This window comes from Mesobacillus jeotgali (assembly GCF_900166585.1).
Taxonomy (GTDB): domain Bacteria; phylum Bacillota; class Bacilli; order Bacillales; family Cytobacillaceae; genus Mesobacillus; species Mesobacillus jeotgali_A.
Genome location: NZ_FVZC01000009.1, coordinates 1,332,909 through 1,354,861, shown reverse-complemented (window position 1 = coordinate 1,354,861; position 21,953 = coordinate 1,332,909). Strand labels below are relative to the sequence as shown.

The 21,953-nt window shown below is 41.1% G+C and carries 20 protein-coding genes and 1 pseudogene; 16 read left to right on the top strand and 5 right to left on the bottom strand.

Annotated elements, in window-relative coordinates; genetic code table 11:
* The first annotated feature begins 48 nt into the window (after nt 1-48).
* Nucleotides 49-330 carry an AbrB/MazE/SpoVT family DNA-binding domain-containing protein gene (locus tag B5X77_RS16855; RefSeq protein ID WP_079509105.1) on the top strand — a complete coding sequence of 94 codons (282 nt, stop codon included), beginning with the start codon at nt 49-51 and terminating at the stop codon, nt 328-330.
* Between the two features lie 48 nt (nt 331-378).
* On the opposite strand, the gene arcA is transcribed toward B5X77_RS16855, so the two are convergent.
* Nucleotides 379-1,611: an arginine deiminase gene (arcA, locus tag B5X77_RS16850; protein ID WP_079509104.1), complete on the bottom strand. Its 1,233-nt coding sequence runs from the start codon at nt 1,609-1,611 to the stop codon at nt 379-381.
* 378 nt (nt 1,612-1,989) lie between these two features.
* Here arcA and B5X77_RS16845 point away from each other — a divergent pair, with 378 nt between their 5' ends.
* Together B5X77_RS16845 and B5X77_RS16840 are read left to right on the top strand one after the other, a co-directional pair.
* Nucleotides 1,990-3,180, top strand: a complete 1,191-nt coding sequence (locus B5X77_RS16845; protein ID WP_079509103.1) for a glycine C-acetyltransferase — start codon at nt 1,990-1,992, stop codon at nt 3,178-3,180.
* A gap of 378 nt (nt 3,181-3,558) precedes the next feature.
* Complete coding sequence (locus B5X77_RS16840) at nt 3,559-4,503, top strand: L-threonine 3-dehydrogenase (protein ID WP_079509102.1); 945 nt, start codon at nt 3,559-3,561, stop codon at nt 4,501-4,503.
* Between the two features lie 29 nt (nt 4,504-4,532).
* Here B5X77_RS16840 and selD read toward each other — a convergent pair whose 3' ends face one another.
* Nucleotides 4,533-5,633 (bottom strand): selenide, water dikinase SelD, encoded by a 1,101-nt coding sequence (gene selD / locus B5X77_RS16835; protein ID WP_373887814.1) that lies wholly within the window; start codon nt 5,631-5,633, stop codon nt 4,533-4,535.
* 143 nt (nt 5,634-5,776) lie between these two features.
* Here selD and B5X77_RS16830 point away from each other — a divergent pair.
* The 3 genes and pseudogenes from B5X77_RS16830 to selA all read left to right on the top strand — a co-directional run.
* Nucleotides 5,777-5,959: pseudogene (locus B5X77_RS16830) on the top strand (Rdx family protein); the annotation flags it as partial.
* A gap of 127 nt (nt 5,960-6,086) precedes the next feature.
* Nucleotides 6,087-7,931: an MASE3 domain-containing protein gene (locus B5X77_RS16825; protein WP_176167357.1), complete on the top strand. Its 1,845-nt coding sequence runs from the start codon at nt 6,087-6,089 to the stop codon at nt 7,929-7,931.
* Nucleotides 7,932-8,011: 80 nt separating this feature from the next.
* Complete coding sequence (selA, locus tag B5X77_RS16820) at nt 8,012-9,418, top strand: L-seryl-tRNA(Sec) selenium transferase (protein WP_079509098.1); 1,407 nt, start codon at nt 8,012-8,014, stop codon at nt 9,416-9,418.
* A 37-nt stretch (nt 9,419-9,455) separates the two neighbouring features.
* On the opposite strand, the gene B5X77_RS16815 is transcribed toward selA, so the two are convergent.
* Nucleotides 9,456-9,599 (bottom strand): small acid-soluble spore protein P, encoded by a 144-nt coding sequence (locus B5X77_RS16815; RefSeq protein ID WP_079509097.1) that lies wholly within the window; start codon nt 9,597-9,599, stop codon nt 9,456-9,458.
* A 114-nt stretch (nt 9,600-9,713) separates the two neighbouring features.
* Here B5X77_RS16815 and B5X77_RS16810 point away from each other — a divergent pair, with 114 nt between their 5' ends.
* Complete coding sequence (locus B5X77_RS16810; RefSeq protein ID WP_079509096.1) at nt 9,714-9,971, top strand: hypothetical protein; 258 nt, start codon at nt 9,714-9,716, stop codon at nt 9,969-9,971.
* A 72-nt stretch (nt 9,972-10,043) separates the two neighbouring features.
* On the opposite strand, the gene sspO is transcribed toward B5X77_RS16810, so the two are convergent.
* The gene (sspO, locus tag B5X77_RS16805) at nt 10,044-10,193 is read right to left on the bottom strand and encodes a small acid-soluble spore protein O (protein WP_079509095.1); all 150 of its coding nucleotides are present in this window, start codon (nt 10,191-10,193) and stop codon (nt 10,044-10,046) included.
* Between the two features lie 332 nt (nt 10,194-10,525).
* On the opposite strand from sspO, the gene acnA reads away from it, so the two are divergent.
* Both acnA and B5X77_RS16795 read left to right on the top strand, forming a co-directional pair.
* Nucleotides 10,526-13,234 carry an aconitate hydratase AcnA gene (gene acnA / locus B5X77_RS16800; RefSeq protein WP_079509094.1) on the top strand — a complete coding sequence of 903 codons (2,709 nt, stop codon included), beginning with the start codon at nt 10,526-10,528 and terminating at the stop codon, nt 13,232-13,234.
* Between the two features lie 375 nt (nt 13,235-13,609).
* A complete protein-coding gene (locus B5X77_RS16795; RefSeq protein WP_079509093.1) occupies nt 13,610-14,158 on the top strand; it encodes a hypothetical protein in 549 nt (182 codons plus the stop codon).
* Between the two features lie 34 nt (nt 14,159-14,192).
* On the opposite strand, the gene B5X77_RS16790 is transcribed toward B5X77_RS16795, so the two are convergent.
* Entirely contained in the window at nt 14,193-15,479 is a 1,287-nt protein-coding gene (locus tag B5X77_RS16790; protein ID WP_079509092.1) for an NCS2 family permease, read from the bottom strand.
* Nucleotides 15,480-15,612: 133 nt separating this feature from the next.
* Here B5X77_RS16790 and B5X77_RS16785 point away from each other — a divergent pair, with 133 nt between their 5' ends.
* The 7 genes from B5X77_RS16785 (at nt 15,613) to B5X77_RS16755 (ending at nt 21,905) form a co-directional block, all read left to right on the top strand.
* Complete coding sequence (locus tag B5X77_RS16785; RefSeq protein ID WP_079509091.1) at nt 15,613-16,503, top strand: LysR family transcriptional regulator; 891 nt, start codon at nt 15,613-15,615, stop codon at nt 16,501-16,503.
* A gap of 107 nt (nt 16,504-16,610) precedes the next feature.
* Nucleotides 16,611-17,660 carry an S-methyl-5-thioribose-1-phosphate isomerase gene (gene mtnA, locus B5X77_RS16780; protein ID WP_079509090.1) on the top strand — a complete coding sequence of 350 codons (1,050 nt, stop codon included), beginning with the start codon at nt 16,611-16,613 and terminating at the stop codon, nt 17,658-17,660.
* A gap of 421 nt (nt 17,661-18,081) precedes the next feature.
* On the top strand, nt 18,082-18,603 hold the full coding sequence (locus B5X77_RS16775) for a redoxin domain-containing protein (RefSeq protein ID WP_079509089.1): 522 nt from the start codon (nt 18,082-18,084) through the stop codon (nt 18,601-18,603).
* 165 nt (nt 18,604-18,768) lie between these two features.
* Nucleotides 18,769-18,900, top strand: coding sequence for an FbpB family small basic protein (locus tag B5X77_RS16770; RefSeq protein WP_079509088.1), 132 nt, complete (start codon nt 18,769-18,771; stop codon nt 18,898-18,900).
* Nucleotides 18,901-18,967: 67 nt separating this feature from the next.
* Nucleotides 18,968-19,111 carry an acid-soluble spore protein N gene (locus B5X77_RS16765; protein WP_079509087.1) on the top strand — a complete coding sequence of 48 codons (144 nt, stop codon included), beginning with the start codon at nt 18,968-18,970 and terminating at the stop codon, nt 19,109-19,111.
* Between the two features lie 136 nt (nt 19,112-19,247).
* The gene (gene tlp, locus B5X77_RS16760; RefSeq protein WP_079510274.1) at nt 19,248-19,469 is read left to right on the top strand and encodes a small acid-soluble spore protein Tlp; all 222 of its coding nucleotides are present in this window, start codon (nt 19,248-19,250) and stop codon (nt 19,467-19,469) included.
* A 114-nt stretch (nt 19,470-19,583) separates the two neighbouring features.
* Nucleotides 19,584-21,905, top strand: coding sequence for an AAA family ATPase (locus B5X77_RS16755; RefSeq protein WP_079510273.1), 2,322 nt, complete (start codon nt 19,584-19,586; stop codon nt 21,903-21,905).
* The last annotated feature ends 48 nt before the right edge of the window (nt 21,906-21,953 follow it).

The following is a 21,953-nucleotide window of genomic DNA, read 5'->3' as shown; positions in this document are numbered from 1 at the left end:
CAGTACAGACATCCATATCCCACATAGTTAGGAAGGGGAGGATGCTATATGAAGGCTACAGGAATCGTGAGGAAGACAGATCAGCTGGGAAGGGTGGTCATTCCGATGGAACTCAGGAAAAAACTGAGTATCGGTGAAAATGATCCGCTCGAAATATTTGTCGATGACGATATGATCATCCTGAAAAAATACCAGCCAGACCTTACTTGTCTCATAACCGGCACGATCAGCAATGACAACATGTCGCTGGCAAATGGGAAAATTGTGTTAAGCAAAGAAGGAGCCGAGCAATTGGTCAAAGAATTGCAAAGCTATCTTGCAACCAACTAGACAATACAAATATAAGCAGCCCTGGAAATCAGGACTGCTTAATCTGTTTTATAAATCTCTTCTATAAATAGGCATACTCATGCAGCGGGGACCCCCGCGTCCTCGAGACAGCTCTGAACTTGGGATTTCAATTACTTCCACACCATTTCTCCTAAGTAAATCATTGGATACATAATTTCGGTCATAGGTAACAACCACACCTGGAGCAATTGCAAGAGTATTAGAGCCATCGTTCCATTGCTCGCGGGCTGCGGCAATTTCATGTCCTCCTCCACAAGGGATCAAAACAAGATCACGAAGATGAAGGACTTCCTTCAAGGTTTCAGTTAAGTTTGAACGTTCCGAAATGGCAAGTTTGTCAGGGTCTGTTCCTTTTTCAAGTATATAGATTTTCATATTCCCATTAGGTCCTTCAATACCATGATGTATGGTGAACTTTTCATGATCTACCATAGTGAAAACAGTATCCAGGTGCATATAGGCCCTTAACTTAGGGATTTCAACAGCGACTACTTTTTTAATCCTATTATTTTTGGAAAAAATGCGTTTTGACAATTTTTCGATTGCTTGCGCCGAAGTTCGAGCGCTAACCCCTATTGCAATGACTTCAGGGCTCAGTACCAGTTCATCGCCGCCTTCCAAAGGGTAATCCTGATCCCGGTCATACCAGTGAGGGATATCATGGGCTGCGAACCTGGGATGATGCTTCATGATGAAATCCATGAACAGCGACTCCCTTTTCCTTGCCCCTTCACACATTTTGTTCAAGGAAATCCCGTTACCGATTACCGCCGCTGGATCCCTTGTAAAGTAGAGGTTTGGCATAGGATCAAGGAAGAAAGGATAATAATCATCCAGCAGTTCATGTAAATGGACCTTTTTCTCTTGCTCGATTTCTGATTTCAGAACACCAGACATCACTCTTCGAATCATATCTCCTGTTGAAAATGAAGTAAGATATTCTTCCACCGTATTTCTTGAACCGTTTAAATTGCGTTTGCTTTCATTCAGTATCTGATCAATGAACTCCTGTCGCAATTCCTCTGTATTTAAAGCCTCTTCCATCAATTTTTCCAAATAAAGAACCTCGACCCCTCGATTTCTTAATACATCTGCGAAATAGTCGTGTTCTCTTTGAACTGCAGGAAGGAAGGGGATGTCGTCAAAAAGAAGCCGTTCCAGGTGTTTAGGCGTGAGATTCTCGACTTCCTTCCCAGGCCGATGCAGGACGACTGATTTTAACTCACCAATCTCTGATGTAATATTAAGCGGATATTTCATATAATAAGCCTCCTGTGTTCAGTGTCTATTTCTATATGAATTAGGAGGGAGTGATGCTATGTAGATGAAAAGAATTTCACTGCCCCCGCCAAAGTCTGCCTGGCAGCAGACTGGCTTTCTTCTCTTTACCCTTTAAAACATTTTCAAACCTGGTTTCGAAAAAAACATGAATAGGAGATAACATACGGGAAAACTAACCAAATAAAAAGTAAGCGTTTTCTGTCCTTCATATATGTACATAATTAAAAAATATGTTAAAGTATATTTTATGAAAGCAGATTATACATGGATTGATGGACTTTAATAATGTCCTCTCCAAAAAGACAGATGTATCCATAATAATGACATGCCCAATTCCGGGCAGAAAGGGGATTTACGATGTCTAGTAAAACATTAGATCAATTTTTGAATGAAAACCTTGAGGATTTAAAAGGGAAGGGTTTATATAATGTAATCGACCCGCTTGAAAGCCCTAACGGACCAATGATTACAATCAATGGGAAAGAAATGATCAACCTTTCCTCTAATAACTATCTTGGACTTGCTACCGATGAACGATTGAAAAAAACGGCAGATGAAGCAATTTCCAAGTATGGAGTAGGAGCAGGGGCGGTTAGGACGATAAATGGTACACTCAAACTCCATGTAGAACTTGAGGAGAAACTGGCAAAATTCAAGAAGACAGAGGCTGCTATTGCGTATCAATCTGGATTTATGTGCAACATGGCAGCAATTTCCGCTGTAATGGATAAAAATGATGCGATTCTTTCTGACGAATTGAACCACGCTTCAATAATTGATGGATGCCGTCTGTCCAGGGCCAAAATCATCCGTTTCAATCACTCAGAAATGGAAGATCTGCGTGCAAAAGCAAAAGAAGCGAAAGATTCAGGTCAATATAATAAAATCATGGTAATCACGGATGGCGTATTCTCAATGGATGGTGACATTGCCAAGCTTCCGGAAATTGTAGATATCGCAGAGGAATTCGATCTTATTACATATGTCGATGACGCTCATGGCTCTGGAGTACTTGGTGAAGGAGCTGGTACCGTCAAGCACTTTGGCCTTTCAGATAAAGTTGATTTCCAAATTGGGACGTTGTCAAAAGCTATTGGAGTAGTAGGGGGATATGTTGCAGGAAAACAAAATCTCATTGAATGGCTGAAAGTAAGAAGCCGCCCATTCCTTTTCTCGACATCACTCACGCCTGCTGACGTTGCGGCCAGTATTAAAGCCATCGAAATCCTTATGGACAGCACTGAATTGAACCAGCGTTTATGGGAGAATGCAAATTACCTGAAAGACGGCCTGCAGAAGCTCGGTTTTGATATCGGCCATTCAGAGACGCCTATCACTCCTTGCATCATTGGGGATGAAGTGAAAACACAGGAATTCAGCAAGAGATTATATGAAGAAGGAGTATATGCTAAGTCGATTGTATTCCCAACTGTACCACGCGGAACTGGCCGTGTAAGGAATATGCCTTCTGCTGCACATACAAAAGACATGCTGGACAAGGCTATTTCAATTTACGAAAAAGCCGGCAAGGAACTTGGAATCATTTAATTGAATTGAATTGAATGAAAACCCTATATATCTAAGAAATAATAAGCCGGTTTGGCAAACACACCGGCTTTTTTACAGGATAACAAAATATATTTTTTTATTTGGAGAAATGTCTAGCTCAAGCGCTAGCCCTCGAGACGTTTGTCTAGTTTCGCCTCCTAGAAACTCAGAAACTTCAACTCCGCTGGGAGAAGCAAAAAGCGCTTCTTTGCCGGAGTCTCCTGTTTCTCCGTTTCTGTGCAGTCGGCTATACATTTCGATTTCGGTCCGCCGGATGAAGTCAAAGGACGACTTCACTGGTCGGCCTATTAACGCTTTTCGGGGGCTTACCAAGGCGCTTCTGCTTTTCTTAAAGGTGAACCGAGAGGAGTACATAGAATGAAGAAAATATTGATAACTGGAGCCCTTGGCCAGATTGGTTCTGAATTAACAGTTAAACTCCGGGAAATTTACGGCCAGGAAAATGTAATTGCGACCGATATCAGACAAACCGATTCGGAAGCATTTTCAAATGGTCCGTTTGAGATTCTGGATGTTATGGATGCAAACAGGATGGCCGAATTGGCCAAAAAGTACAATGTCGACACAATCATGCACATGGCCGCTCTGCTCTCTGCCACAGCCGAGACGAGGCCAGTATTTGCATGGAACCTTAATATGGGCGGTTTAATGAACGCGCTTGAAACAGCTCGGGAATTGAACCTGCAATTTTTCACGCCAAGCTCCATTGGTGCGTTCGGACCTAATACTCCGAAAGACCATACGCCTCAGGACACGATCCAGAGACCTACTACTATGTATGGAGTGAATAAGGTTGCTGGTGAACTTCTTGCTGATTATTATTTCCACCGGTTTGGTGTCGACACAAGGGGAGTAAGGTTTCCAGGATTGATTTCATATGTAACCCCTCCAGGCGGAGGAACAACTGATTATGCGGTTGAAATTTATTATGAAGCTATCAAGAATGGTAAATACAGCTCATATATCGATAAAGGAACTTTTATGGATATGATGTACATGCCTGATGCACTAGGAGCAATTATCGATTTGATGGAAGCGGATCCTTCTAAGCTCATCCATCGGAATGCTTTTAATGTAACGGCAATGAGCTTTGATCCAGAGCTGCTGGCAGCTGAAATCAAGAAACATATTCCTGGGTTTGAACTATCCTATGATGTTGACCCGGTGAGACAGGCCATAGCAAATAGCTGGCCTAATTCAATTGATGCCTCTGCTGCATCAGAAGAGTGGGGATTCAAGGCTAAGTATGATCTTTCAAGTATGACTGCCGATATGCTTGAAAAACTAACAGTGAAATTATAGGGATGAAAAAAGGTGAAATCGTCATGATTTCACCTTTTTACATAGATTAACTTGTCTCGCTTCTCTGTGACTTTGCCAATCACAGCCGCATAATTTAAACCCTTGTCTTTCAGTGCTTCTACATAATGCTGGGCTTCATCCTCCGGCAGTGATGCTAGAAGGCCTCCCGACGTAATGGCATCACAAAGGACTATCTGTTCTTCAAGTGAAATGTCACTATACTCGACATCATTCTCCAGCCACTTATGATTTGATTTAGAACCTCCTGGCACCACGCCTTGTGCAGCCAAATCATATGTACCCGCTAAAACAGGCACCTCAGATAACGAAATTTCAAAACTTACATTGCTGCCGCGGGCAATTTCACTTCCATGTCCCAACAGTCCGAATCCAGTTACATCAGTCACTGCATGGGGATTGAAGTTTTTGAGCGCTTCGGCTGCGGTTTTGTTCAATAAGGCCATTGTTTCGGTCACAGCTTGTTCTTGCTCCGGCGTAACCGCACTGCGTTTGATTCCGGTTGTCATGATTCCGACTCCGATCGGTTTTGAAATGACCAGAACATCACCCGGCTTTGCACCGACGTTTTTCCAAATCGATTCTGGATGGGCCAAACCAGTAACAGATAAGCCGAATTTCGGTTCCTGGTCATCGATTGAATGCCCGCCAACCGTAACAGCGCCTGCTTCTTTTACCTTGTCACTTGCACCTCTTAATATTTCTGCCAGAATATCCGGTCCAAGCTTTTTGACTGGATACCCTACAATATTAAGAACAGTCTTTGGTTCCCCACCCATTGCATACACATCACTAAGAGCGTTTGCTGCAGCAATCTGGCCGAACATATATGGATCATCCACGATTGGGGTGAAGTAATCAATTGTCTGGATCAGTGCGATATCATCTGTCAGTTTGTATACACCTGCATCATCGGATGTTTCATGTCCGACAAGCAATTCAGGAACAGGTTCCTGTTCTGGTAATAGACGCAGAACCTGCGTCAAGTCCTCAGGACTGATTTTACAGCCTCAGCCAGCTTTTGTTGACAACGAAGTCAAACGGATTTTTTCATGTTCACTCAACCTAATCACCTCAAAAGCAAGTATACTCTTTCTTGTTTTTAAAATCATCCTTAAGCCATTATTATTTGCACAGTGGAAGACTTTACACTAAAATGACATTAAATACTTAGAGAAAAGGATTTTAAGGGGGATTTTTAGTGGAAAAATTTCTAGTAACTGTCCAATTTTGTATGCAATGAAACTATGCTCCAAAGGCCGCGAGTTTCGCGGAAGAACTATTCACCCATTTTCGGAACCAGGTAGAGAAAATGGAATTAATTCCGGCTTCAAAAGGCGCTTTTGAAGTTACGGTAAACGGTAAACTTCTTTATTCCAAATTGGATACGGGTGTCTTTCCGGATACTGACGATATTATAAAGCAGATAGAAGGATAACGAATACCTGGCGCTGGCCAGGTATTTTTTTATCAAAAAATAAAAATTTTACTTCTTATAGTTCTTTTTACCTATTATAATCGAATGTATATACAGGACCGGATTGTAATTTGAAAGGACGATGTTAGTGAGCGGCAAACGGAAGATTCTATTAATTAACTCGATAGCAATTGCTATTTTCATACTTATATCAATGTATCCTGATAAGTTGCAACTATATGATAAGCAGGATTTCGTTGCCTTTCATATGATTCTGGAAATGGTGAGCATAGTAATATCTTTCTCCATATTTTTTATTGGGTGGAAGCTATACAGTCACTCTTTAAGTTTTTTATTGCTCAGCATCACCTTCCTGATGGTTGGGTCAATTGATTTTTTTCATACTCTATCATACTTAGGCATGCCACACTTCATCATGGATAGTTCCATCACTAAGTCGATTTGGCTATGGGTTATTGCAAGATTATTTTGTGCGCTCCTTGTTCTGCTCATCTTTAGTATTGATGATAGGAGAATCAGTAAAAACATTGCAAATTTCTTGCTTCCATTAGCTTTGCTCACTGTTACAAGTACCGTTTTTATCATTTACAGGTTTGAATCAGGATTGCCAATGATGGTTATTGAAGGGGTAGGGCCAACAACGCTGAAGAACGGGATTGAGTATTTCATTTCTTTTATTTATTTGATTTTGTTTTTTCTTTCTTACCGATACTATAAAAACAAGTCTGATTATTATTCAATCAATATTTTCATAAGTCTCAGCCTGATGGTTTTATCTGAACTAAACTTCACTCTTTATAACAGTATCTATGATATACATAATTTTTACGGTCATTTGTTGAAAGCAGTTGCGTATTTCTATATTCTCGAAGCTTTTTACTTTGCGACCATGGAGCAAAGGAAGAAAGGCCATGAAAAAGTCATCACAGCCAAAAACGAACTATCCGGTATTCTTTCTCTTCAGGACGGTATGATATTTAAATTCCAGAAAGAAGGAGACCGGTTTATCCATTCCCTTTGCGAGGGTGAACTGCTCGAAGTGCTGAACATCAAAAAAGAATGGATTATCGGTAAACCCCTAGAGGCGGTCCGATTGCCCAATCTTCCAGAGATTATGGAGAACTATAAGCTGGCTTGGTACGGAAAAAGAAGATTAACGTATGAGATTACCTTTAAAAACAGACAGTTGTATGTAAGCTTGAAGCCTGTCCTAAAGGAAGGGAAAGTCATTGAAGTTATTGGATCGATGACAGATGTTACCGATTTGAAGGCAATGGAACAAGCTTTTATAAATTCTGAAAAACTTGGGGTTGTCGGAGAAATGGCTGCTGGCGTAGCCCATGAAATCCGGAATCCATTAACGACAATAAAAGGGTTTATGCAATTAATGAAAAAGGATGCTGTTGATAAACATAGAACATATTTCGATTTGATGCTATCCGAAGTCGATCGTCTGGAATCAATAACTCGCGACTTTATGGCTATTGCTAAGCCGCAGGCTTCGCATTTTAAGCCAGCAAGTTTAAGTGCAATTATTGATGAAGTCATTTCTTTTTTAAATCCACAGGCAGTTTTAAAGGGTATTGATATAGTTTTCATGGATACTTCTTCAAACTTATTTATAAAATGTGATTCTAACCAATTGAAGCAAGTTTTGATAAATCTTATTAAAAATGCATTTGAGGCCATGCCAAAGGGAGGGACGATTCACATAATCCTTACCGAGGAGGTATCACAATTGACACTGGAAATTAAGGATGAAGGTACTGGAATTCCTCTTGAGATTTTGGAAAGTCTGGGGCGTCCCTTCCTGACCACCAAAAAGGAAGGCTACGGACTTGGACTTATGATGAGTCAGAAAATCATTGAAGCCCATAATGGGAAAATGCGTGTTGCCAGTGTACTGAATAGCGGAACTTCTTTCTTTATCACACTTCCATGTCTAGTTCGTGATGACGAACATACCAGCTAATTCACCGGATTGAAAAATCCTCAACTGGATATTAATGATATAATGAAGCGATTAAGATTTATCAGTGGAGGCATGCGAGCATGAAGGAATTTTTAAGAGCCTTGCCTGCAGTACATGAACTGCAGAAAGATAAACGGTTTACCGATATACTTGAACGGTATGATATACATGATTTCTATTTGACTGATGAGATGAAATTAATAATTGAAAAGGTCAGGAAAGATATACTTAGCGGTGAATGGAAGGGCAGTGAGCCCGGGACAGCAGCGTTTATGGAAAGCATTTTTTTATCCCTTGACGCTGCTGTTGCCAGCCGCCTGGATTATACACTTAAAAGAGTGATTAATGCCACTGGAACCATTTTGCACACGAACCTTGGCAGAGCAAGGCTGAGTGAAAATGCCATTAAGCATGTAATAGACACTGCAATGAATTACTCCAACCTTGAGTATAGGCTTGAGGAAGGAGAGCGTGGTTCACGACATAGCCATGTAGAGGCTCTTTTAAAGGAAATCACGGGAGCGGAGGCAGCGATGGTCGTTAACAATAATGCTGCAGCTGTTTTTATGATCCTTAGTGCATTGGCCAAGGAAAAAGAAGTGATCGTTTCACGAGGACAGCTAGTCGAAATTGGAGGCTCGTTCAGAATTTCTTCTATTATGGAAGAAAGCGGAGCTCATTTAGTTGAAGTGGGGACAACCAATAAGACTCATTTATTCGATTATGAGAACGCTGTGTCCGATCAGACCTCCATGATCATGAAAGTCCATACGAGCAATTTCAAAATAGTTGGTTTTTCGCAAACAGTAGAGACCAATGATTTGGCTCAGCTTACAAATAAGCATGACCATGTGATTTTTTACGAAGACCTTGGCAGTGGTGTACTTTATGATTTCCAGAGACATGGAATAGGTGAAGAGCCTGTTGTCAGTGAAGTGCTTAAAATGGGGGCAGACATCGTTTCTTTCAGCGGAGACAAATTATTAGGCGGACCGCAGGCAGGGATTATTGCAGGCAAAAAAGAGCTTATCGAGAAACTAAAGAAGCACCAGCTGGCCCGTGTGGTCAGAGTGGATAAAATGACGCTTGCAGCACTTGAGGCAACCTTGATGGACTATCTGAAAGGAGAGAAGGGGATATACAATATTCCAACTCTTCGAGATTTACTTATTTCTTTACCAGAACTGAAGGACAGGACGGAAGAGTTCGTAAACCTTATTAATTCTATTAATGGAAAAATAAAGGCAAGTATTACAGCGGGGACTAGCCAGGTTGGCGGAGGAACAATGCCAGATGTCGAGCTGCCTACTTATTTGGCTTCTATCAGCCATCCAGAGATGAGTGCTGAACATATTGCCAGAAAGCTGAGGACAGAATATTCGCCAGCCATTGTCGTCAGGATTCACAAAGAAGAGGTTCATGTCGATCTCCGCACAGTTACTCCTGAAGAGGAAGAGCACCTTTTGAAAGCACTAAGGCTTATATAGTAATCATGGCTGCCAGGTTATTTGGCAGCCATTCCTTTTACATATCGTGGCCAGAATTATGTTTTTGGCGGGTATGGTTACGGTTTTTAACCTTTTTGGATCCGCTAAGTGGAGCAGGCTGGCTGTCTTGGTCACCTTTAGGAGCATTTTTGCGCATATCTTTTGAATCGTTTTTGTTCATTGCTCATCCCTCCTGATTTTAGGATTCGATTTTCTCTGGAATTTATACTGAATAATTAAGTTGTAAATGAGCAATTTAACGGTATAGATTGAAAACATCAGGAGGAAATCACACATGCCTTATCACAAAGATAAACAACAAGCCTTCCAGGCAGCTCAGCAAGGATTCGAAGACGCACAGGGGCTTTATTCAGAAATTGTCCGGGACTCAGCAAGTTATGGACATCAGTTAAAACATCTTAAAAATGAAGTCAATGAAGCATTCCAGCAAATTGAAAATGCTTTGGAGAACGCATCTGAACATCAACGTGCACAACTGGAGAGATTCCAACAAGATCTTAGAAGCATAGTGAACGAAGTAAATATGGAATAAAAATTAAAGCGGAAGGGAAGCTTCCGCTTTTTCTTTTGCCACCCACATTTTCTTATATTTAAGGACTTTCTATTATTGATTCTTCTTGCGTTTCTTATTATTCTGTTTTTCCAACTCAGTCAACGGTTCATTAGCCATTTCTTCATTATAGCCAGCACCGTTTCCTTGCGCTTTTGCTGCATTGGCACCAGGGATGACATGATTTGCTTTTCTTTTCACCAAAGGATTCACCTCCATCAGCCATATTTTTTCCCTGAAAACGGATTGCAATTCAATATAATAACTTTTGTAAAATAACATCTATCCAATAAAAACTAGTTATTGATTTATTATTTGTTAGGTTTTTTTTGGGTTAAGGTTGTTTTAATGTTGTTTATGATAATTATCATAAGAGAAACTTATCAATCACAATAACTTTCTCGTTATTTACTTATATACAAGATTATATTAATATGAAATTGTGAGAAAAGTTAGGATGACGAATAAAATTCAAACTTTTCGACAATTACTTTCATTTAGTTTATGATGTTTACGTAGAAGAAGGGGGTAAACATATGTCAAACCAAGATGTTTTTAACGCCCGCAGTTCGTTTGAAGTTGACGGGAATCGCTATCATTACTATAGCCTGGCAGCACTAGAAAAGGCTGGAATCGGCAATGTTTCAAAATTGCCTTACTCTGTTAAGGTCTTGCTTGAATCCGTACTGCGCCAGCATGATGGCTTTGTAATCACCAAAGAGCATGTTGAAAATCTAGCAAAATGGGGAACAAGCGAAGTAAAAGAAGTGGATGTGCCTTTTAAGCCTTCACGTGTCATTCTCCAGGATTTCACTGGTGTACCAGCTGTCGTTGACCTTGCTTCACTTAGGAAAGCAATGGCTGACATGGGGGGAGACCCAGACAAAATCAATCCTGAAAAGCCGGTTGATCTAGTTATTGACCACTCTGTACAGGTTGATAAATACGGAACTCCAGACGCACTTAATGTGAATATGGAACTTGAATTCGAACGTAATGCTGAACGTTACCAGTTCTTGAGCTGGGCACAGAAAGCATTCGACAACTACCGCGCTGTTCCGCCGGCAACAGGTATCGTTCACCAGGTGAACCTTGAGTACCTTGCAAACGTTGTCCACGCTGTAGAAAATGCAGATGGTGAATTCGAAACGTTCCCAGATTCACTAGTAGGTACAGACTCTCATACTACAATGATCAATGGTATTGGCGTTCTTGGATGGGGCGTAGGCGGTATCGAAGCAGAAGCTGGAATGCTGGGCCAGCCTTCATACTTCCCAGTACCAGAAGTAGTAGGTGTTAAATTAGTAGGAGATATGCCGAACGGCGCTACTGCAACAGACCTTGCACTTAAAGTGACTCAGGTCCTTCGCAGCAAAGGCGTTGTTGGCAAATTCGTCGAGTTCTTCGGACCTGGCGTAGTGACGCTTCCACTTGCTGACCGTGCGACTGTTGCAAACATGGCACCAGAATACGGCGCTACTTGCGGATTCTTCCCAGTAGATGGAGAAGCATTGGATTACATGCGTTTAACTGGCCGTCCAGAAGACCACATTAAAGTGGTTGAGGCATACTGCAAGGAAAATGGATTATTCTTCGATCCTGCTTTAGAGCCAGTTTATACTGATGTAGTAGAAATCAATCTTTCTGAAATTGAACCTAACCTGTCTGGTCCAAAGCGTCCGCAGGATTTAATTCCACTTTCTGCAATGCAGAAATCCTTCCAGGAAGCATTGACTGCTCCTGCAGGAAACCAGGGATTCGGACTTGGCAAAAAGGAAATTCAAAAACAAGCTGTTGTTGAATTCGCAAATGGCGACACCACTACTATGAAAACAGGTGCTATCGCGATTGCTGCGATCACTAGCTGTACAAATACATCTAATCCATACGTACTTGTAGGTGCTGGTCTTGTTGCCAAGAAAGCTGTTGAGCTAGGAATGGAAGTTCCTAAGTTCGTTAAGACTTCATTGGCACCTGGTTCAAAGGTTGTAACTGGATACCTTCGCGATTCAGAATTGCTTCCTTACCTTGAAACTCTTGGTTTCAACCTTGTTGGTTATGGATGTACAACATGTATCGGTAACTCTGGTCCATTAAAGCCAGAAATCGAAAAGTCTGTTGCTGAAAGCGATCTTCTAGTAACTTCAGTACTTTCAGGCAACCGTAACTTCGAAGGACGTATCCACCCGCTTGTAAAAGCAAATTACCTGGCTTCACCGCCATTGGTTGTTGCTTACGCACTTGCTGGTACAGTGGACATCGACCTTCAGAATGACCCTATCGGAAAAGATAAAGATGGCAATGATGTATTCTTCAAGGATATCTGGCCAACAACTGCAGAAGTGAACGAAGTCGTTCACCGCGTTGTAACACCTGAACTATTCCGCAGAGAGTACGAAACTGTATTCACTGACAACGAAAAGTGGAACGAGATTCAGACAAATAGCGATCCACTATACACTTTCGATGAGGATTCAACTTATATCGCAAACCCTCCATTCTTTGAAGGTTTGACTCCAGAAGCTGGAGAAGTTGCTCCATTGAACAGCCTTCGTGTTGTCGGCAAGTTCGGTGATTCAGTCACAACTGACCATATTTCTCCTGCAGGTGCGATCGGCAAAGATACACCAGCTGGAAAATACCTGCGTGAAAAGGGTGTAGAGCCACGTGATTTCAACTCTTATGGTTCACGCCGTGGTAACCACGAAGTCATGATGCGCGGAACATTCGCGAACATCCGTATCCGCAACCAGATCGCTCCTGGCACAGAAGGCGGCTTCACAACTTACTGGCCAACGAACGAAGTCATGTCCATCTTTGATGCTTGCATGAAGTACAAAGAGCAGGGCACTGGCCTTATGGTTGTTGCAGGAAAAGATTACGGAATGGGTTCATCCCGTGACTGGGCTGCAAAGGGTACTAACCTACTGGGAATCAAGACTGTTATCGCTGAAAGCTTCGAGCGTATTCATCGTTCAAACCTTGTATTGATGGGCGTTCTGCCACTTCAATTCAAAGCAGGTGAAAATGCAGAAACTCTTGGCCTTACAGGAAGAGAATCATTCGACGTCCAGATTGATGAAAAGGTTCGCCCACGCGACATCATCACTGTGACAGCTACTGACGAAGATGGCAACAAGAAGACTTTCGAAGCTCTTGTGCGCTTTGATTCAGAAGTTGAAATCGATTATTACCGTCACGGCGGCATCCTGCAAATGGTTCTTCGTGATAAATTAAAAGCGTAATGTAATCAACCCCCTGATCCTACATTGGAACAGGGGGTTTTTTTATGTTTTTGTGCTTAATAAGCGTAAAATGTTTATGATTTCGGGTTTCTTAGACATTGTGGGGGTTGCATAAAAATGAAATGCTATTAAAAGTGGATTCTTGGACATATTGAAGCTGGTATAAGAGTGAAGTGTCTATCAAATAGATACCCTGAAATTACGGAATTATTTTTTAAAATATCATTTCTTATACCATTTAGACCCCGACATTAATCTTTTTCAACAAAATTGACAAAACTTGCGAAAACTTCTAATGAATCGACAACTTCTCCTATTGATATTTGTGGCCAAAGAGGTATGTTTAAGATAGATGGAATATAAGGAGTGGTTTCTATGGGCCTTGTATCGATTGTTGCAAGAGAAGATTTTATTTCATTAGTTACTGATTTGGGAAATCATCAGATTGCCGACGACTCTAACTTTAAAGTATTAATACCAGATACAGCGTTCATTGCTTTTTCAGGCGATGAAGAATTTTCCTTAATGGCAGCTAATGCTGCGGAAACTCTTGTTAAACAAGGATTTAGCCTTAAAGAATTGGCGGAAACGATCCAGTCATCTATCAATGATCCCATGTTTACTGTGTTTGGACGATCAATAGAAGCAGTGGTGGCAGGCTACTCTCAAAAAGGTGAAGCTCAGTATCATGTCGTATCCAATTCCAAGCCTCTTGAATCTTATTATCCCCGTCCTGGGGAGAGCCTCTATTATGTAAATGGTATTGAACCGATGCTTGTCCTTGAGAAGTCATTGAAGATGTATGGCATGGGTACAGTTGGCCAGGCTCAGGCGGCTCAAATCCATCTACTAAAGGAAGCTTCAAAAATCATACCAAACATTCATACAACTGCGTCCTCCTTTGTTCTTAAAAGAGCAAATTAAAACAGCCTTGGGATTCCAAGGCTGTATTTTATAGTTATAGAGCATATTGAAGTACAAAGTTACCAAGGAAAAGCAAAGCAATCATATAGAGTGCAGGCTGAATTTCTCTGCCTTTTCCCATTAAAAGCTTTATTAATGGATAAAGGATGAAACCAATCGCCATTCCGTCTGCAATGCTGTATGTCAATGGAATCAACACGATGATCAGAAGAGCAGGGAAGCTTTCCAATAAATCATCTAGCTTGATATTGGCGATGTTTTGCAGCATTAGTACGCCTATTAAGATTAAAACAGGGGAAACTGCGCTCTCTGGCACCATTTTAATAACAGGAATCAAGACGATGGATGCCAGGAATAATAGTCCTGTGACGATGCTTGTTAATCCGGTACGCCCTCCAGCAGCAATTCCTGCTGCACTCTCTACGGACGACACGGTAGGACTTGTACCAAAAATACCAGCAGTTGCAACCGATATTGCATTCGCCTGCAGCGATTTCTTATATTTTTGCGGCTGATTCAGCATTTTTGTATGTCCATGAATCAGTCCAATATTTTCGAAAATGACAACCATTGCCAACGAGAATGCTGTCAGCCAGAAAACAAAATTTCCAGCCTGGGCAAAGGACATTTGCCCAAACACTGACATATAACCCCCAAATGAAGGCAAGCCCCAAGTCATTCCGCCACTTTTAAAATCACCGAAAATCAGCGAAAGGACGGATGTAAAAACAATGCTAAGCAGCAGGTTACCCGGTACGTTTTTAATGAATAACACGACGGTAACGATTAACCCAATCAATGTAATAAGTGCTGTCGAACTGCTAAGGTCACCGATTGCAAGCAATGTATGCTCTGAGCTGGTAATGATTCCGCTGTTATCAAAACCAATCAGTATCAGAAGGATACCAATTCCCACTGTAATAGCTTCCTTCAAAGAATCTGGAATGGATGAAATAATCGTCTTTGCCAGCGGAGTGAAGGCCAGTACCATGAAAATAATCCCCGACACAAACACCATTGCAAGTGCTTCCTGCCATGCAAAGCCGCCAGACTGAACGATCGTATAAGTGAACATCGCGTTCAGTCCCATTCCCGGAATGACCAAAATTGGGGTATTGCTCCAGAAACCCATAACCAAGCAGCCTGCAAAAACTGTTAGAATCGTAGCAATGATTCCCGCTTCAAGCGGGATACCTGCCGCCGACAATATTGTGGCATTGACGATAATAATATATACAACAGTTATATAGGAAATCAGGCCTGCTGAAAACTCTCTACCTAATGTTGTATCATGCGCTTTTAGTTTAAATAATTTATCCATTGTTTCTCCTCTCTCTTTTTATAGATAAATTTTCTGTTTAGAAACGAATGAAAATATCGTAACATAGACAATTGGTATATTGAAAATATATAATTTGTATAATAATCATATCTTTTTTAAATAGAGGGGTTCTATGGATATTAGACAAATGCGTTATTTCATTGCGATTGCAGAGGAAAAAAATATTACGGCTGCTGCGAATAAACTACATATGTCACAGCCGCCATTAAGCCTTCAATTAAAACAAATGGAGGAAGAATTGGGTGTCATGCTCGTAGAACGGCATGGAAAAAAACTGGAGTTGACTGATAAGGGGGAGCTGCTTTACAGGCATGCCCTGAATATTGTCCATTCTTTTGAAGAAGTGAAAAATGAGCTTCAAGAAACGGACGAAGGAAGGAAAGGGAATTTATCCGTTGGCATCAATACACTTTCCGTTCCACAGTTTCCAAAATGGCTCAACGAGTTTCACTCTTCATTTCCTCTGGTTTATTTACGAATCGTTCAAAATGATTCCTCTTACCTTGCAGAACTTGTTAAAAACAGATCTATTGAGTTGGGATTGGTCAGGCTGCCTCTGTCCAATAAGGATTTAAATTATCTTCATTTGTATAATGAGCCATTTTTCTTTGTTTGCAGAAGTAATAACCAGGAAAGTATTTCGATAGAGGAGATCAGCGAATACCCACTCATATTACCTTCAACAGAGGGACTTGGAAGCTTTAATATCATAAACGAGGCCTTTACAAAGGCACAGCTGCCATTGCAGGTTGTTTGCGAATGCTCAGATATGAATGTACTGATGCAGCTAGTTTCCTCGGGAATTGGTACCACTATAGTTCCTGAATCGGTATTCCAATCATATGGACAGATAGATCTCTTTGCCAGGCAAATTACTGATTCGCAACTCACATCTTCTGTTGGCTTAATCTGGTTAAATCAACACCATTTATCAAGGCCTGCAAGGAACTTTATCGAACTGGTGAAAAGGCAGCTGGGCATTACTGAGAATACGGTTAAATAACTATTCCTTTTAGCCTTTTTCAATAAATTTTACTTGCTCTAAAACTTTAAATTGGTAAAATGATATTTAGTTTCAGAATTGTCGTGAAAGGCAGAAGGAGGAGCAGCATGGAAGAGACATTTTTACAGTCAGTAAGATTTGATGGTGAAAGGCTTCATATTCTTGACCAAACAAAACTTCCTAAGGTGACAGAATTCCTCGAAATCACAAATATTGAAGATGTTTGGGACGCGATAAAGCAACTTAAAGTTAGAGGAGCTCCAGCCATTGGGATTGCAGCTGCGTACGGGCTTGCATTGGGTATAAAAAATGCTCCAGAGTCGGACTTTGACACATTTTATGACTATTTTAGGGATAAGGCTGATTATCTTGCCACTTCAAGACCAACTGCAGTCAACCTATTCTGGGCGCTTAACAGAATGGATGCGCGCGCGAATGCGGAAAGAGGAAAGCCTGTAAACGAAATTAAAAAGTTACTTGTCGATGAAGCGCATTTAATTCGTCAGGAAGACGAGAATGTCTGCAGCTCCATTGGCGAAAATGCGTTAAGTTTATTTAAAGATGGAATGACCATACTGACTCATTGTAACGCTGGAGGAATCGCTACAGCGAAATATGGGACTGCGCTTGCTCCAATATACTTGGCTAAGGAAAGAGGCATGGATATTAAGGTATACGCTGATGAGACTCGTCCATTGCTGCAGGGGGCACGACTGACTGCATGGGAATTGAAGCAAGCAGGCATTGATGTAACCCTTATTACAGACAGCATGGCAGCAATGGTCATGCAACAGGGAAAGGTACAGGCGGTAATAGTCGGCTGTGACCGCGTTGCTGCCAATGGCGATGTCGCAAATAAAATAGGCACCTACGGGGTTGCATTGCTGGCAAAAGCTCACAACATTCCATTTTATGTAGCAGCACCTTTATCGACCATTGACCTTGAAACAAAAACTGGTGAAGATATTCCCATTGAAGAGCGTGCAGCAGAAGAAATAACTGCAGGCTTTGGTAAATCAACTGCTCCAGAAGGAATAAAGGTTTTCAATCCTGCCTTTGATGTAACACCACATCATTTAATTACCGCCATCATCACGGAAAAAGGAATCATGCACGGAAATTACAGTGAAGAACTACCACGACTTTTTGAAAAATAAACGAGACAGAATGCCGGAGATTGATTCTCCGGCATTTTTTTAATTTTGGGTAAGATCATTCCTTATCAGAGTCGTTGTTGAGCAGAGAGTCTGGGCTAGGAAAAAATTGAGCTACAATATGATACTTTTGTACGAAAAGAGTATGCGTTCAGACAAAAGGGAGCTGGCATAAGAGAGTTTTGTCCGAAGAAGGTACGAGTTCAGACAAAAACGGGAGCTGCCATTGGAGAGTTTTGTCTGAAGAAGGTACAAGTTCAGGCAAAAGGGAGCAGCCATAAGAAGGTTCTGTCCGAAGAACTAAGAACACACTATAAAGCCCATCCAAGAAAATTCACATAATCCTCAAATATTCTGACTTATCCACTTTGATTATCTTAGTATACTTAGGACAACTTGTAAAATTTTAAAAGGAGGCTTTTCTATGGTTAAAAAAGCGATTGCAGCGGGGATACTTGCTGGATTATTGCTTTTTGCTATTTTTCAGCATTTTTATAAAATTGATGATCCTGAAGCTATCGAGGCTTCAAACATTTCAACAGGTATTGACGCTGGTATGATGGCTCCTTCTTTTACATTAAAAAATCTTCGAGGAGAAGAGGTTGACCTTAAAAATTACAGAGGAAAGAAGGTTATGATCAATTTCTGGGCGACCTGGTGTCCTCCTTGCAAAAAGGAAATGCCTGCGATGGAGGAGCTTTACAAAAATTACTCACAAGAAGTAGAAATTCTTGCTATCAATCTTGACCCTGCTAATGATGTTAAGACCTTTGTTAAGGAGAATAACCTTACTTTTCCAATCTTACTTGATGAACTAGCGTCTACACAGCAAACATACCAAGTCGTATCCATTCCCACTACTTTTATAATTGACGAGAAGGGTCAGATATTAAAAAAGCATATTGGTTCGATGACTTATGAGCAAATGAAGGAATTATTAAAATGACACCAGTTCTGGACCTGCTGTTTTTCTTTGGTAAAAATTGCATGAAGAAATCACTAAATATACGGGTATGAATAAAATACGATTAAATTTTCAAAAAGTTGTAATAATTGAAACCGTTTCCGGACATAATAACTGTTAGAATGATGATAAAGGATGGTGAACACAATGAGAAAGCCAAGAAAACGTTCTTTTCAAGAACTTGTTATGGAAAATAAACGTCAACTTCTGAATGACCGGGATGCACTAGAAAAAATTGAGGCTAAATTAGAACAAAAACACTTAGAAAAAGCTGAGTAACTATCATACTTTACCATTAATGAATATGTCTTCTTTAGGTAAAACTTTATCTAGAGGAGGGATGTTCATGAGTAATCCTAAAAAGGACAGCAAGCACTATGTTCCCAGTCACCTTGGAACCCAACCCCGTGGTTTCAGCGGCAATAAGGGCAAGAAGATGAATGATAAATCCGGTGAACATGCGCAGGTAATCCAGACAAAAGGTGAATAGATAAAGGACAGAATGCCTGCCAGCTTGAGTGGCGGGCATTTATTTTTAATAAAAAGTATCCACTGATTTCCGCTCATATTCCATTTCAATAATCGCATACTATTGTTGTACTTTTTAAAAGGAGGTACAAATGACAATGGCAAACAATACACCAAAGCCTGACGACCGCAGCGACAATGTTGAAAAGCTTCAGTCCATGATTCATCATACCATTGCAAATATGGAAGATGCTGAAGCGGCAATGGACAATTCAAGTCCAGAAGACCAGCAAAGAATTAAAGATAAAAATGAGCGCCGCCGAGAAAGTATTGATGCATTTAGGGCTGAAATCAAAGATGAAGCCCACAGACAGCAATAATCGAAAAGACCCGTCCTGAAAAGGCGGGTCTTTTTTCGTTTGGATGAAAATGTGATAATATACGGAATGTATACAAAAAAGACTTGTTCAAATATAAATAAAGAAGTGATACGTGTGGACCAACATAAAAAGCAAATTCCATTAGAGGAACAGTTATTGTTATGGCAAGAAGAAATTGATGAGAAGGGATTTGTACGAGATGAAGCGGGGTTGATCACGGCTATTAAGGTACTGACGAATAATGATGATCCCAAAAGACTGTCTCTGGCATTAACTTTGGCAGCACAATCAAGATCAAGCCGGAACGGATTTGACTCGATTGTCCTTGAGTGGCTTAAATCAGCTGTTGGGCAAGATGCTGAAAACAAAAAGGCAAAATTTTTGCTGGGGTCGAATCAATGGAAAAATAAAAGGAATCTGTTTGATACCTTGGCATTCCCGCGAATCAGGGAAACAGACAATCGGGCTCTTAAAAAGAAAACGGCTGAACAATATATCGATATTTCCCGGCATTTCCTGGGACTTGCCGAAGAAGTTCTGGAGGATCTAAAGAATCCACAGCATGATGAGAATTCAGATGCAGGCATTAAATTTGTCAGGCTGGCAGGATTAGTTGAGAGGGCAATTGATGAAACGGCAGCGCTGCTGAAAGCAACTGAGCTGTATGAAGAGTCAGTAACCGGTGTTTTTCATACAGCTGTCCATTTTGAAGAAATGAAGAAAAGAATGCAAACACTGGAAGATATCAAGTTTAGATGGGAAGAAGAATTTGCAGAGGAGATGGATAGTCAGGGTCAGTCTCAAATCGATCCCCTGGCCGAACTTAACCAGATGGTTGGGCTCGAATCCGTTAAAGGAAGAGTGAATGATTTTTATCGCTTCCTGAAATACCAGCAAAAACGAAAAGAGCTTGGTCTGCAATCGAAGGATGACCAAAGCCTGAATATGGTACTGACAGGGAATCCGGGAACAGGGAAAACTTCCTTGGCGCGATTGCTTGCAAAAATCTATCACCAGCTCGGAGTCTTGCCGAGGGAAGATATAATCGAGGCTGACCGCTCACAGTTAGTCGGTGCTTATGTAGGTCAAACAGAGGAGAATGTCAGGAAAATTGCCGAACAGGCACTCGGAGGCGTGTTGTTCATCGATGAGGCATATAGTCTTAAGCGTGAAGGACAGACTGGAAATGACTATGGCCAAACTGCAATTGATACACTTGTTTCTTTGATGACTGGAAATGAATACGGAGGAAAATTCGCGGTAATCCTCGCTGGATATCCTGAAGAAATGCGTCAGTTTTTGGATGCCAATCCAGGATTGCGGTCACGTTTCCCTCAATCAAATTTTATCCATTTGCCCGATTATACAGATGAAGAACTTATGCAGATTGCCGAGCAGGCAGCACAGGATAATGATTACGCAATGACCGAATCTGCAAAGCTTGAACTGAGAGAACGAATTGAAAAGGAAAGAGTCGACGATACCTTTGGGAACGCCCGGACAGTGCGTAACCTTGTGCTGGAAGCTATATTTAAAAAGGGGTCAAGACAGAATGAGGATGCTGATTTTTCCACGTACACCTTATTGGAAAAAGAAGATTTTGAATCAACGATAGAATCATCTGCAGAAAAACCAGTTGATCGTCTGAATGCTCTAGTTGGGTTGGATACTGTGAAATCTGAAGTTACTTCTCTTATATCTTTTGTGAGAATGCAACAGCTGCGGAAGGAAAAAGGGCTGCCTGCTGTACCTATACAGCTTCATTCCGTGTTCACAGGTAATCCAGGCACAGGGAAGACAACTGTTGCAAAAATTTATGCTGAACTTTTAAAGGAATGCGGGATGTTGAAGAGAGGGCATCTTATCACCAGCAGCCGTGCAGATTTTGTCGCTGGATATGTTGGGCAGACGGCGATTAAAACAAAGAAAAAAATCCGGGAGGCACTTGGAGGAGTACTATTTATAGATGAGGCCTATTCGCTCCTGGGGCAAACCTCTGGTGATTTTGGCAAAGAAGTGATCGATACCCTGGTAGACGAGATGACAAGGCATAATGAGAATCTTGTTGTGATCCTTGCAGGCTATCCTTCGGAAATAGACACGCTGTTGGAAAGCAATCCGGGGCTTCGTTCACGATTTAAGAAGTTTTTCCACTTCCCTGATTATAGTGCAGGCGAATTACTGCTCATCATCAGGAATTATGCCGGAAAATACCAATATAAAATAAGCGGTCAGGCCATTGAGTTTTTATCGGCCAGACTATCGGAAACAGAAATAAATGGAAACGGAAGATTTGCGACAAATTTAGTGGACGAAGCGATCCAGTCTCAAGCCTATCGATTGATGAGCGGCGAGCCTGCAGGGAACCTTGATCAAGAAGTAATAAACCTGGAGAAACAGGATTTTGAAGCAGCGTTAACCAAGATATTATCATAACCATGGAATCCATTTTTAAAAAAGTGATTTTTTATAGAACATAACCAA